Raw genomic sequence first — 13,035 nt, 5'->3', positions numbered from 1 at the left:
CCATGCTGGCAGGAATCTCTCTCGGTAGCGACTCGAAACGTTACTTCCGCGGCACCATGCCGCGCATCGCGATCGCCACGATCATCCTCATGCCGCTTCTGTACGGCGCTATGTACCTGTGGGCCTTCTGGAATCCGTTCGGTGCGGTCGACAAGATTCCGGCCGCGATCGTCAACAACGACACCGGTCGATCGTCGACCGGCCAGCAGGTCGATGCCGGCGACCAGGTCGTCAAGTCGCTCATCGCATCCGGTCAGCTCGATCTGGACGAGGTGTCGGAGAGCGAGGCGGTCGACGGTCTCGCACACGGAAAGTACTTCTACACGATTACCATTCCCGAGAACTTCACCGAAGCGGTGGAGTCGCCGAACGGTGACAACCCCGAGAAGGCGAATTTGACCTTCACCTTCAACGATGCGAACAACTACCTCGCCACGATCATCGGGCAGGATGCGTCGGAGCAGGTGATCGGCCAGGTCAACTCGACGATCGGTGCCCAGGGCGTCGGACAGGTGCTCACCGGTCTGGAGACCGCCGGCTCCGGACTGAAGCAGGCCGCAGACGGCGCGACAACTCTCGCGGATGGAATCGACACGGCGAAGTCGGGTGCCGACCAGCTCAGCTCGGGCGCGACCGAACTCTCCGACAACATGGTCACTGCGCGCGACGGGTCGGCTCAGCTGGCGGCCGGTGCCGATCAGCTCGCCACCGCAATCGACGGTGTCACCGGTCCGCTTCTGAACGCTCTCGGCAGCGGGCAGTTGTCGAGCGTCGGAAGTCAGGCCTCGCAGCTTCGGGCATCGATCGTCGCGCTGGAAGACCGGATACCTCAACCGGCACAGGCTTCGGCGGGGATCGCGGTTCAACAGGTCATCGACATTCTGGGACGGAGTTCGGACCCGATCGTCCAGCAGGCCATCAGCGCATTGACGCCGTTCACTGCACAGGAGGTGGTTTCCGATACGGAGGCGTTGCGCGCCGAGATCGTACGACTGCAGGGGGATGCGCGAGCTCTGGAATATGAGCTGAACGATCCGAACAGCCCCCTCCAGAGCGGTCTGGCGATGCTCCAGGGCGGCGGGCTCGCGGCCGAGGTCGGCGAGCTGCAGAGCGGTGTGAACGAGCTGAATTCAGGTGCGGCGACACTGCATTCGGGCCTGGTTCAGCTGACCGACGGCAGCTTCCAGCTGTCGGACGGCGCCGGTCAGCTTTCCTCCGGAATGGTCGAACTGCAGTCCGGATCACACGAGTTGGCGGATGCGCTCGCTCAGGGAGCGCAGCAGGTCCCCAGCTGGAACGACCAACAGCGCACCGCGACAGCAGATACTTTGTCGACGCCCGTGGCGCTTCAGCAGAACACGAACAACGAGGCATCGACGTTCGGTACCGGATTCGCTCCGTTCTTTCTCTCGTTGGCCCTGTTCGTCGGCGGTATCATCACCTGGATGCTGCTGACACCGCTGCAGTCCAGGCCGACGGTGAGCGGGCTCGGACTGTATCGAACCGTTCTGGCGTCGTACTGGCCCGCGCTGCTGGTCGGTGTTCTCCAGGTGATCGTCATGTACACCGTCGTGCATTTCGGAGTCGGTCTCGACGTCAAGCATGTGGCCGGGACGATTCTGTTCCTCATGCTGGTCTCCGCGACGTACCTGGCGATGATCCAGGCATTCAACGCGGTGTTCGGCGTCGCGGTCGGGCGTGTCGTCACGCTCGCATTCCTGATGCTGCAGCTCGTGTCGGCCGGGGGCATCTACCCGGTGCCCACCACCGCGAAGCCGTTCCAGTACATCCACCCGTTCGATCCGATGACCTACACGGTCAACGGACTCCGGCAGCTCACCGTGGCTGATCAGATCGACTCACGGTTGTGGATCGCGATCGCAGTACTCACGGGAATCCTGCTCGGATCGCTGACCGCGAGTGCCCTCTCGGTCCGGCGAAACCGTCGCTACACGATGGAAAGGCTCTACCCGCCGATCGAGGTCTGATCGGAAGTGACCCAATTCAGCCGAATTTCAGTTCATAGTTGTCATCGGATGGGATGAGTGTTCGATGCACCAAGTATCGGAGGATGAGATGTCAGACCGCATTGCCGCCCCTACAGAGACACTCGCGCCCGCATACACCGGCAGGCTCGGAACCGACCCGATTCCTGCGCTGCGGCTGCCCAAATCGGAAACCGAACCCGAAGCGGCCTACCGGTTCATCCACGACGAGTTGATGCTGGACGGAAGTTCGCGCCTGAACCTGGCGACGTTCGTGACCACCTGGATGGATCCGCAGGCCGACCGTCTCATGGCGGAAACCTTCGACAAGAACATGATCGACAAGGACGAGTACCCGGCCACGGCAGAGATCGAGACCCGCTGCGTCAACATGGTCGCTGCGCTCTTCCATGCCGAGGGTCTGTCCCCTACAGATCCGACATCCGCGACCGGTGTGTCGACCGTGGGTTCGTCCGAAGCGGTGATGTTGGCGGGCCTGGCGCTCAAATGGAGGTGGCGGCAGGCTCGCGACGCCGCAGGCAAGGACTCCAACAAGCCGAACTTGATCATGGGCAGCAACGTTCAGGTGGTCTGGGAGAAATTCTGCAGGTACTTCGACGTCGAACCCAAGTATCTGCCCATGGAGAAGGGACGGTACGTCATCACTCCGGAGCAGGTCCGCGATGCTGTGGATGAGAACACCATCGGTGCGGTGGCAATTCTCGGGACGACCTTCACCGGAGAGCTGGAACCGGTCGCGGAAATCGCCGAGGCCCTGGACGAGATTGCTGCAGGCGGGGGTCCGGACGTTCCGATGCACGTGGATGCGGCGAGCGGCGGGTTCGTCGTGCCCTTCCTGCACCCGGAGTTGAAGTGGGATTTCCAGATCCCTCGGGTCGTCTCGATCAATGTCAGCGGCCACAAATACGGCATGACGTATCCGGGTATCGGGTTCGTGGTCTGGCGCTCGAAGGAACACCTCCCCGAGGAGCTCGTGTTCCGTGTCAACTACCTCGGAGGCGATATGCCGACCTTCACTCTGAACTTCTCCCGTTCCGGCAATCAGGTGGTCGGCCAGTACTACAACTTCATCAGGCTCGGGGTTGCGGGCTACACCCAGATCATGGAGTCGTTGCGGGATACCGCTCTGATGCTGTCCGAGCAGATCTCGAAGATCGACAACATGGAGATCATTACGGACGGGTCTGCAATTCCGGTGCTGTCGTTCCAGGTGGTCGGGGATCCAGGGTTCACCGTCTTCGATATTTCGCACGAACTGCGCGCCCGCGGTTTCCAGGTTCCCGCCTACACGATGCCTGCGGATGCGGAAGACATCGCGGTGCTGCGGGTCGTTCTGCGCGAAGGCTTCAGTCGCGACCTCGCGTACAAGTTGTCCGAAGCAATCGGAGATGTTGTCGATGGACTGCGCGCGGGTGTGGGCACCGGGCATCGCGCGCGGGGATTCGCGCACTGACACTTTCTCGCTGGACCGGGTTTCTGAACAACGAAGCAGGGCGGCCGAATCGATGTGATCGATTTCGGTGCTTCCGGCTATTGTCTCTTTTCCTCACTTTGACCTCATGATGCTGTTAAAGTTCACGTAAGTCTGATTATAGTATTCGAGGGGACGCGAATACGTGTGGTGGTGTCACGCGTTCTTGGGAGCGGAGAGGGCGTCGCGTCGGTGCCGAAAAAACTGCCACTGTTCCGAGGTCGCTTGTTTTCGATTCTGTCGGGCTCGGACGATCTGGTGGTCGTCCACGGGAGTCGGTTCTCGGGAAAGACCACGCTGGTCCGAACCTGGCTGATGACCGATCCGATTCCCGCCGCCGTCCCGGTGTTCGTCGAGTTGCCCCCGGAGGGCATCACGAGCGACCAATATTGGGGCAGGGTGCTCTCCTGTGTGTGCGCATGCGCAGGAATTGCGCCGATTGCACACGGCCGCACCAATTTCGACACTCTTCGTTCGGCTCTCGCCACACGGCATGCTCCCATCGTTCTCATGCTCGACGGGCTCGATGCCGTCGAGTCGGCCGAGGATCGTGTCGGTGAACTTCTCGAGTGCGGTGCGCAGCTACGGATCATTGTGACCACACGCATCGGGGGCAGGTGGCCTCAGTGTCTTCGCGGGCGGCCGGATCGGACGATGATCAGTTCGGATACCCTCGCGTTCACCGTGGCGGAGACGGAAGCCTTTCTTCGTGCATCCGCGGTACCCCGAAGTCTGAGAGTGGTCGACCGGATCACGCGACGGACCGGCGGGCTGCCGGCTCTGATCGCGGCCGTGTGCGAGGCGCTGAAGGCCGAAGGTGTGCAGACATCGAACGATCCCGAGCGGCTCGACGCTCTCGTCGACTCCACCGTCGACACGCTGGTCTTGCACACGGTAGCCACCGACCCCGTCCTGGACCCGTTGTTCCGGGTAACTCCGGTGTCGTCCGACGTCGCGACCTCGATAGTGTCGTCCACCGTCGCCTTACCGCAGGTGACCGACCCGATCGGTTTCGCTGACACATTGGAATCCGCGGGTTTGGTGGCGTCGGAACCAGGAACCGACGAACCGACCCGGAAGTATCCGGTCGCTGTCGAGGAATCGTTGCAGCGTTCGGCCGACGCCGAGTACCCCGACCAACTACAGACTGCCCGGTTCCCGTTGGTCCGGTACTCGCTGGATCGGAGAGACGCGCACTGCCCCGGGCGATCTCTTGCGACACTCGGCGACGCGTCGATCGACCGGATTCCTGCCGAGGTGGTCGACAGCAACCCCGCAGTCGCGGCGATTCGCCGGCTGCACCGCAAATGTGCTTCTCCCCGTGATGTTCCCGCTGCGGTTGATGGTTCCGACTTGGCTGCCGACGTCTCGTGTGAGCCCGCTGCGACGATCATCCGCGCGATGAATCTTCGTGTCGGCGGGCAATTCGACGAGGCGGCCGCGGTCTGCGATGCGCTCGCGTCCGAGCCGGTCCCGGTGTTCGAGAAGCTCGACGACACAGCGAGGTATGCCCACGCTTTCTGCTACCTGCACACCGGCATCTCGTACTTGCTGGCCGACCGACCCGGCGAGTCCACGATCATGCTCCGTCGCGCTCACAGCAGTGGGGCCGGCACGTCTGTCGAACGCGACGCTGCCGGCACACTTGCTCTCACCCATGCGGTACGCGGCGCAACCTTCGACGCTCAGCTCTGGATCGATGCCGAGCGGGAGCATCGTTCTCTGTTGTCGGAGACCTCGGAGGCGCAGGCGAAGACGGCGGGCCTCGTCGCCTCCGTGCTCGTTGCCCTGGACCGACTCGTTCCTGATCGCGCAATCGGATTGCTCGTCGAGCTCGGTGTTCCCCGTGAGAGCGAAGAGTTGTGGGCTTTCGTGCTGTATGCGAGTGGGCAATATGCGCTGCTTGCCGGCCTGCCCGCCGACGGTCTCCGCTACGTGGAGGCGGAGATGCGGACATTCTCCCGGGCGTACGGCGGCATCTCCGGACAGCTGCTGGATGCCGTCCGAGCCGATCTCAATCTGGCACTCGGTCATCCGGACGAGGCGGAACAGTTGGTGGGTCGGTCGACCGACCCGCTCACCGCGGCCGTTCGTGCCCGGATCTGTCTGTTCACGGGAGACTTCGTCGGAGCCGAGACGATCGTCTACAGCTACGGAGAAGATCCGCATTGCCCACTCCGGGTGTCCATGGAGCTGTTCGTGATCGGTGCTGCCGCCGCGTGCTCACTGGGGCGGCGAGCCGATGCCCGTCGCCACATGTCCCGTGCGGCCGCGCGGTCTCGACAGACCGGGATGCTGCGGCCGTTCACCGGTCTCGCTCCTTCGATGGCCCGGGACATCGCGGCACTCGGCGTGGAGCTGCCCGTGGATCTGGCGCAGATCGCGCCCGAGTTCGTCACTTTCCGCCCGTGTCGCCCTGTCGTGCGGCTGACCCCACGCGAGCGCGCTGTTCTCGATGGGCTGCTCGCGGGGGGCAGCGCGGGAACGATCGCCGAGACTCAGTTCGTGAGCCTCAACACGGTGAAGACTCAGCTGCGTTCGCTGTACCGCAAACTGGGCGTGCACTCACGCGGGGATGCAATCGCCGCCGCTCGCCGGGTGGTTCTCGACTGAGTCCGTCAGCCGAGAACGGTGCCGATGATGCCTGCGAGGTAGCCCATCCGCGCCACCTCCGAGGGCCGGAACTCAGGCCCGCCGGGCCTGCCCAGCACCAGGACCCGATCCGGCGAGCCGAGGGGTGCCGCCGCGAGCATCGTGTCCATGTCGCGCCACAACTGCGGAACCCAGTCCGCTTCGTGGTCGAGCAGCACAGGCTTCTCGAGGGGCATCCAGGGCGTGTCCGCGAGCTGAGTTTCGGGCGCCCCCGGGCTACCGGCGACGCGATACACGCCACGCTTGCCGATCTCGAGGACCGTCGCCCAACTCACACGCAGCACCCGAGGGGCACCGTCCACGAGGACCTGGAGACGGTCATCGCGCGCAGCCGAGACCTGATCGATGAGTTCGAGCTCGCGATGCGTGTCGAGGATGCCTGCGTAGGGACGAATCGAGTCGACCGTGACGCCGTCGAGTGCTTCGGCCGCCGTGATCAGGGTGTCGGGGAGTTTGCCCGGTTCGACGTCGACCACGAGGTCGTCGATGGCGAAGCCGACTCCTCGATCGACAACGTCGAGCGACAGTATGTCCGCGCCGACCGAGCCCAGAGCCAACGCGAGCGCGCCGAGGCTACCGGGACGGTCGGGAAGCTGGACACGCAGCAGGTACGACACGTGCGTCCTTTCCCACATTTCTCGCCGACGCGTGAACACCCGCCGGCCCGGGGCGCAGTGTGCATCCACTACAGCAGCAATCAGAACCCCGGCGTCGTCCATCTTTTCACCCTCGCGTCATGCGTAGGGACGCTCGACCGCGGAATCATCACATGGCGGAAGAAAACACCCGGTCATAGGTGGCGTCTTCACACGAACGCAACAAGGCTTTCTCGCGTATGCAACGCAGCGGGCCGGTACGGGTAGCGGCCGAACCGAGTACACGGCCGCGAGGGTGGGGCATTACCCTGGACAGGACCTTCGAACGCCAGCTGATCCATCACCACTGGAAAGGGGCCACCTACGGTGCCTGCCATTTCCCGTGACGAGGTTGCGCACCTCGCCCGGTTGTCCCGTCTCGCGCTGACCGATGCGGAACTCGACGAGTTCTCCGGCCAGCTCGATTCCATCCTCAGCCACGTCAAGGCGGTATCCGAGGTGGCCGCGGACGACGTGGCACCCATGGCGAACCCGAACGCGGTCACCAACGTCACCCGCCCCGACGTCGTACTGCCCGGGCTCACTCCGGGCGAGGCACTCTCCGGTGCACCCGCCGTCGAAGAAGGACGCTTCGCCGTTCCTCAGATCCTGGGGGAGGGCGAATGAGCACCGATCTCACCAAGCTTGACGCCGCGACGCTCGCGTCCCGCATCCACGCCGGCGAGGTCTCCTCGGTGGAGGTCACACAGGCGCATCTCGACCGTATCGCCGAGGTCGACGGTGAATACAATGCGTTCCTGCACGTCGGATCCGAGCGGGCCCTCGCCGCCGCGGCCGAAGTCGATCGTGCGGTTGCCGCCGGGGAAAAGCCGGCGTCTGCTCTCGCGGGCGTTCCGCTCGCGCTCAAGGACGTGTTCACCACCACCGACATGCCCACTACCTGTGGCTCGAAGATCCTCGAGAACTGGGTTTCGCCGTACGACGCGACGCTCACCACGAAGCTTCGCGAGGCCGGGATCCCGATTCTCGGCAAGACCAACATGGACGAGTTCGCGATGGGTTCGTCCACCGAGAACTCCGCGTACGGGCCTACCCGCAACCCATGGGACACCACGCGCATCCCGGGCGGATCGGGTGGAGGCTCCGCTGCTGCACTCGCGTCGTACCAGGCGCCACTGGCGATCGGCACCGACACCGGTGGTTCGATCCGTCAGCCCGCGGCCGTGACCGCGACGGTCGGCACCAAACCCACCTACGGCACGGTGTCGCGCTTCGGATTGGTGGCCTGCGCGTCGTCGCTCGATCAGGGTGGTCCGTGTGGACGCACCGTACTCGACACCGCACTGCTGCACGAGGTCATCGCCGGACACGATCCCCGCGACAGCACATCCGTCGGGGCCGCTGTGCGACCGGTCGTCGACGCAGCGCGACAGGGCGCGGCGGGCGACTTGAAGGGCGTCAAGGTCGGCGTCGTCAAGGAGTTGCACTCCGACAGCTACCAGCCCGGCGTGATCGCGTCGTTCGACGCCGCCGTGGACATCCTCACGAAGCTCGGTGCCGAGGTCGTCGAGGTGTCGTGCCCGCACTTCGAATACGCCCTCGCGTCCTACTACCTGATCCTGCCGTCGGAGGTGTCGTCCAACCTCGCCCGCTTCGACGCGATGCGATACGGCATGCGCGTCGACGACGGTTCGATGAGTGCAGAGCAGGTCATGGCCGCGACCCGCGCCGCCGGATTCGGAAAAGAAGTCAAGCGCCGCATCATGATCGGTACCTACGCCCTGTCGTCGGGATATTACGATGCCTACTACGGCCAGGCGCTCAAGGTGCGTTCGCTCATCGCACAGGACTTCGACAAGGCCTACGAACAGGTCGACGTCCTGGTCTCGCCCACGAGCCCGTTCACCCCGTGGAAGCTCGGCGAGAAGGTCGACGATCCGCTCGCGATGTACCTGTCCGACCTGTGCACGCTCCCGACGAACCTCGCAGGGCATTGCGCGATGTCGGTGCCGTCGGGTCTGTCTGCCGATGACGGACTTCCCGTCGGGTTGCAGATCATGGCTCCCGCACTTGCCGATGAGCGGCTCTACCGTGTCGGCGCTGCATTCGAGACGGCGCGCGGCCCGATCGTGGCCTGACTTCCCAACCATCAACCGCAGTGCGCCTGATCCGGCCCGTACCGATGGCCGTGCCCGGCGGCCGAATCGAGTGAGGTCAACAGATCGACAGTGGTCTGCAAGAACCCCACCACCGGCAGCCACGTCGGTACGGGTGCATCCTGCACGGCGCGTGAGAGGTCCGGTGGCGACCACAGCAACGACGGCTGCCACCACACGACGGGATCCGACGTGTTCGCCAGTACGGTCGCCCCATCCATGCGCACGGATCCGGCGGGGGGCCCCGCCCACAGGGCGTCGCACGGACCGGGTTCGATGTCGTCGAACGCGGCGCTGCCACCGATCGAACCGAGGCTCTGTCCGTACACGTGGAGGTCGGGTCGTCGGGCGGGAGGAAGCGTGACGATATGTTCGCGTACGGCGGAGACGAGAGCGCGAGCAGACTGAGTGGCCGCGTCGCGGTCGAAGACGAACGTGACCCAACTCGGAGTGTCCGAATACTGCTGTGCCGCGATGGCGACGTCGTCGCCCCAGCGGTCCTCGAATCCCCGCACGGCGTTGGCGTCGATCCACCCTGATCCGGTGGGAACGGCGACGACGAGATGATCCCGCTCGAACCCACCGGTGCGTTCGAGTTCGCGGACGGCGAGTGCGGCGCGAGATTGGTCGTCCGGGGCCGCGGCGAGCCCGACATAGACCCGAACCGGTGAGCCGGCCGACTCGATCGAGACGAATCGCCGGCCCTGCTCACCGAGACCGGTCCAGCTCACCAGCGACACGGGGGAACCGGACAGTTCGGGATCGAGGGTGGCGACCGGAGGCGCCGCCGAGGCCGTATCCGGAGACGGGGTGATGATGGACGTGGCCCCCCATGTGGCCAACACGACGGCCGTAACCATCGCGGCGGCCGAGCGCTTCCACCCCGCCATCCGGCACAGGATGCGCATGCCGCAGACGCCTCCCACGAGAAGCGTTGCCGTCACGATGCTTCCCGCCAGCACCTCGAACCAGTAGCGGAGACCGATCGGTGGAAGGTTCATCGCATCGCGAAGTCCGTTCTGCCAGTGATGCGCCCACGTCACACTCACTGTCATTGTCGCAGCGGCCACCGCCACAGCGAGCCAGCGAGACTCGGCGTCGGGTTGGCCACACCGCGATCGGAATCGTCGTCGCGCACCCCACCGGCACAGGGCGGCCACCGCCAGGGCGAAGGAGACGAACACCCCCGAGACGATCGCCTGGGTCAAGGAAGTGCGAGGCAGCAGTGACGGTGCGAGTGAGATCGCCACCGCGATGGACACGGCGATCGTCGAACCGAACCGGGGGCCGGTGGCGCGATGCGGAAGCAGCGGACGACCTCGTCGACCGGGGTGGTGGCTCGGTGCGGTCGGAGTCGGTGTGGTGTCGATCAGTTTCGTCGTCATCGGTGTGCTCGCTTCAAGAAGGTGCCGCCGGCGGTGATCGCGATACCGGCCGCAGCCAGGTAGGGAATCGGTGATTCGGACACGGGGAGTCGGTAGCCCTGTCGCCACGAGTTGATCTGCACGGCTGCGGAGGCCACCCCCGCCATCACGTCGCACCGCGGTGCCAGACCGGACTCTGTGGTGCAGGCCGCGTTGAGATTCCGCTGCAGATGCGTGTCGAGGTCGCGCCGCGCCTGCGGCCCGAGCTCGCCACCAGCATCGCGGGCGTACCGGAGCAGGTCGTAGCCGAGGTCGTGAGCACGGCACGCGGGTTCGAACTCCGCGGGAAGCGGAACCGGAGACGAGCAGTCGCCGTGCGGATTGGTGAGTACTCCGTCGGATGTCGACCCCGGTTCGAGAATCGGGTGGTAGCCCATCATTGTGGAGAAGTCGGCCGGCAACGCCGTGAGTGCACCCGCGGTGTCGTCGGCCACCAGTGCGGTGATGGTCGCCGCGGCGGCGGAATTCTCCTGCGCAGTGATGCTCGTGGGTGAAGCGGCACCGACACAAAGTGCGGCTCCGGCGCTGAGCAGTACAGCGGCCGCCGCGCGGCGGATGGCGCGTCTGTTGATCATGGCCTGACGCTATGAAGCACACACACTCTGCGGGATCACGCGCCGGTGTGGTTCCGCGAGGGTGCTCTCACCCCGGAGGAGTGCAGCGAACTCACTCTCAGGTATGAGGACAGTCGAGACGCGGACTCCTAGCGTGGAGTGCGTGAAATCGTTGATGCGTACCGGAGCGACCTCCACGGTGAAGACCTCGGCGAACCTGGGACGTGGTAGGTGGCCGACCATCATCGTCGTGCTGGTGATGTTGATCCTGTATGCGGTGGCATGGCCGACGCTGCAGGTCACGCATGATGTGTCGGCGCCCTTGATGCCGCTCGTCGCCGGTTTTGCGGTGTTCCCGTTCGTGCTGGTCCTCAGCCGCCCGGCTCTGGGTTGGGCCGTCACCGCGCTCGCTGCGCTGGTGATCCCGTTGGCTTTCGATCGGATCGGTGACTACACCTATCCCTGGCAGGTCGTGCACATCATCGTGATCCTCTCACTCGTGCTCGCGGTGGCCATCCGGGAAGAGATCCGCGTCGTGCTGGTGGTGTGGATCGCGACGGTCTTGTTGTTCTTCCTGTACATGCCGGGAGATGACGGGTGGGGCTGGATGGTCGGGCTCACCGCCCTCGTCGTGTTCGGTCTGCTGGTGCGCTGGTTGGTGATCTCGCGGCGGCAATTGGCCCACGAGGAGGAGGTCAGTGAGCTCGAGCGCGCACGCCGTACGGTGCTCGAGGAGAAGGCACGCATCGCGCGGGACCTGCACGACATCGTTGCCCACCACATGTCGATGGTCGTCGTGCAGGCGCAGAGCGCGCCCTATCGACTCCCCGCCGTGTCCGATGAGGTGCGGGCCGAGTTCGACTCCCTCGGAGCAACTGCACGCGAGGCTCTCAACGAGGTACGTGGCCTACTGGGTGTGCTGCGCAGCGACGGATACACCCCGGAGAACGAACCGCAACCCGGCGTCGAGCGAATCGGCGAACTGCTCGCCGCGTCACAACGTGCGGGGATGCAGTTGAGCACGAACATCACCGGTGATCCGGTGGGCGTCGGTGACGTCGTAGGTCTGGTGGTGTACCGGATCCTTCAAGAATCCCTGACCAACAGCGCTCGCCATGCGCCCGGTGCCGCCGTCGATGTCCGCGTCGAGTTCGGTCCCCGCACTGTCGAGATGGACGTGAGCAACGGTCCGGGGACCCGGAGTGGGCCCGCGGTGGTGCCGTCGGATCGGAACGGCGGCAGCGGTATCAAGGGCATGGGGGAACGCGCAGCATCGGTCGGGGGACAACTCGTCGCGCATCCGCGCCCCGACGGCGGATTCGAGGTGCACGCAGTTCTGCCGACCGCAATCGCAGCCTAGGCTGTGGCCGTGACCGAGCCGACTTCTCTTGCCCCAGAATCCGTACCCACCACGGTGTTCATCGCGGACGACCAAGCCATGGTGCGGCAGGGCTTCGGCGCGCTGCTCGCGGCGCAGCACGACATCAGTGTCGTCGGCGATGCACCTGATGGGCGTATCGCGGTGACGGAGGTTGCGCGGCTGCGCCCCGACGTCGTGTTGATGGACGTGCGGATGCCCGAGATGAACGGTCTCGACGCGGCGCGTCGGATCCTCGCCGACACTCGCGAACCGAAGACCCGCGTGCTCATGCTCACGACCTTCGACCTCGACGAGTACGTATACGAAGCGCTCGGCATGGGCGCGAGTGGGTTCATGCTCAAGGACGCACCGGCCGACGAACTTGTCCGCGCGGTTCGCGTGGTAGCGGAGGGGCAGGCGCTGCTCGCGCCGACAGTCACCCGCAGATTGATCGCCGACGTCACCCGTCGGCGTGCGCCGGCGCGTGGTCGGACCCGAGCACTCGACGCCCTGACACCGCGTGAACTCGAAGTGCTCGAACTCATCGCACACGGCCTGTCGAATCAGGAGATCGCTGGGAAGCTCTTCGTTGCCGAGCAGACGGTGAAGACCCATGTGGGAAAGGTGCTCGGCAAGTTACACCTCCGCGATCGGGCTCAGGCCGTGGTTCTTGCATACGAATCGGGCGTCGTCACGCCCGGGTGAGCGCTTCCCGCGCGGTCCCCGGCGTCCCGCGTCAGCAATTGCACTCGCGGGAGGCTGGCGACCGCGCGGGAATCATCGTCGGCTTCCGATCGACGTGCACTCGGTGCCGGT

At 65.1% G+C, this 13,035-nt stretch carries 10 protein-coding genes; 7 read left to right on the top strand and 3 right to left on the bottom strand.

Going from position 1 to position 13,035, the window contains the following annotated elements; genetic code table 11:
* Positions 1-2: 2 nt before the first annotated feature.
* The 3 genes from ACZI8W_RS12230 to ACZI8W_RS12220 all read left to right on the top strand — a co-directional run bounded on the left by ACZI8W_RS12230 (position 3) and on the right by ACZI8W_RS12220 (position 6,090).
* Positions 3-1,988, top strand: coding sequence for a YhgE/Pip family protein (locus ACZI8W_RS12230; RefSeq protein WP_463368757.1), 1,986 nt, complete (start codon positions 3-5; stop codon positions 1,986-1,988).
* Positions 1,989-2,076: 88 nt separating this feature from the next.
* The gene (locus ACZI8W_RS12225; RefSeq protein WP_463368756.1) at positions 2,077-3,459 is read left to right on the top strand and encodes a glutamate decarboxylase; all 1,383 of its coding nucleotides are present in this window, start codon (positions 2,077-2,079) and stop codon (positions 3,457-3,459) included.
* 243 nt (positions 3,460-3,702) lie between these two features.
* Complete coding sequence (locus ACZI8W_RS12220; RefSeq protein WP_463368755.1) at positions 3,703-6,090, top strand: helix-turn-helix transcriptional regulator; 2,388 nt, start codon at positions 3,703-3,705, stop codon at positions 6,088-6,090.
* Positions 6,091-6,095: 5 nt separating this feature from the next.
* Here ACZI8W_RS12220 and ACZI8W_RS12215 read toward each other — a convergent pair whose 3' ends face one another.
* The gene (locus ACZI8W_RS12215; RefSeq protein ID WP_463368872.1) at positions 6,096-6,746 is read right to left on the bottom strand and encodes an ACT domain-containing protein; all 651 of its coding nucleotides are present in this window, start codon (positions 6,744-6,746) and stop codon (positions 6,096-6,098) included.
* Positions 6,747-7,091: 345 nt separating this feature from the next.
* On the opposite strand from ACZI8W_RS12215, the gene gatC reads away from it, so the two are divergent.
* Positions 7,092-7,391 (top strand): Asp-tRNA(Asn)/Glu-tRNA(Gln) amidotransferase subunit GatC, encoded by a 300-nt coding sequence (gene gatC / locus ACZI8W_RS12210; protein WP_440125216.1) that lies wholly within the window; start codon positions 7,092-7,094, stop codon positions 7,389-7,391.
* Positions 7,388-8,863, top strand: a complete 1,476-nt coding sequence (gene gatA / locus ACZI8W_RS12205) for an Asp-tRNA(Asn)/Glu-tRNA(Gln) amidotransferase subunit GatA (protein WP_463368754.1) — start codon at positions 7,388-7,390, stop codon at positions 8,861-8,863. The genes gatC and gatA overlap by 4 nt, the downstream gene beginning before the upstream one ends.
* 11 nt (positions 8,864-8,874) lie before the next feature.
* Here the strand turns inward: gatA and ACZI8W_RS12200 are convergent, their stop codons facing one another.
* Complete coding sequence (locus ACZI8W_RS12200) at positions 8,875-10,266, bottom strand: alpha/beta-hydrolase family protein (protein ID WP_463368753.1); 1,392 nt, start codon at positions 10,264-10,266, stop codon at positions 8,875-8,877.
* Positions 10,263-10,880 (bottom strand): phospholipase A2 family protein, encoded by a 618-nt coding sequence (locus tag ACZI8W_RS12195; RefSeq protein ID WP_463368752.1) that lies wholly within the window; start codon positions 10,878-10,880, stop codon positions 10,263-10,265. Before ACZI8W_RS12195 ends, ACZI8W_RS12200 begins: the two co-directional genes overlap by 4 nt.
* A gap of 154 nt (positions 10,881-11,034) precedes the next feature.
* On the opposite strand from ACZI8W_RS12195, the gene ACZI8W_RS12190 reads away from it, so the two are divergent.
* Together ACZI8W_RS12190 and ACZI8W_RS12185 are read left to right on the top strand one after the other, a co-directional pair.
* Complete coding sequence (locus ACZI8W_RS12190) at positions 11,035-12,219, top strand: sensor histidine kinase (protein ID WP_463368871.1); 1,185 nt, start codon at positions 11,035-11,037, stop codon at positions 12,217-12,219.
* 9 nt (positions 12,220-12,228) lie between these two features.
* The gene (locus tag ACZI8W_RS12185; protein WP_463368751.1) at positions 12,229-12,924 is read left to right on the top strand and encodes a response regulator; all 696 of its coding nucleotides are present in this window, start codon (positions 12,229-12,231) and stop codon (positions 12,922-12,924) included.
* The last annotated feature ends 111 nt before the right edge of the window (positions 12,925-13,035 follow it).

It is taken from the genome of Rhodococcus ruitaii, assembly GCF_055230935.1.
This window is presented reverse-complemented; position numbering and strand designations above follow the sequence as displayed.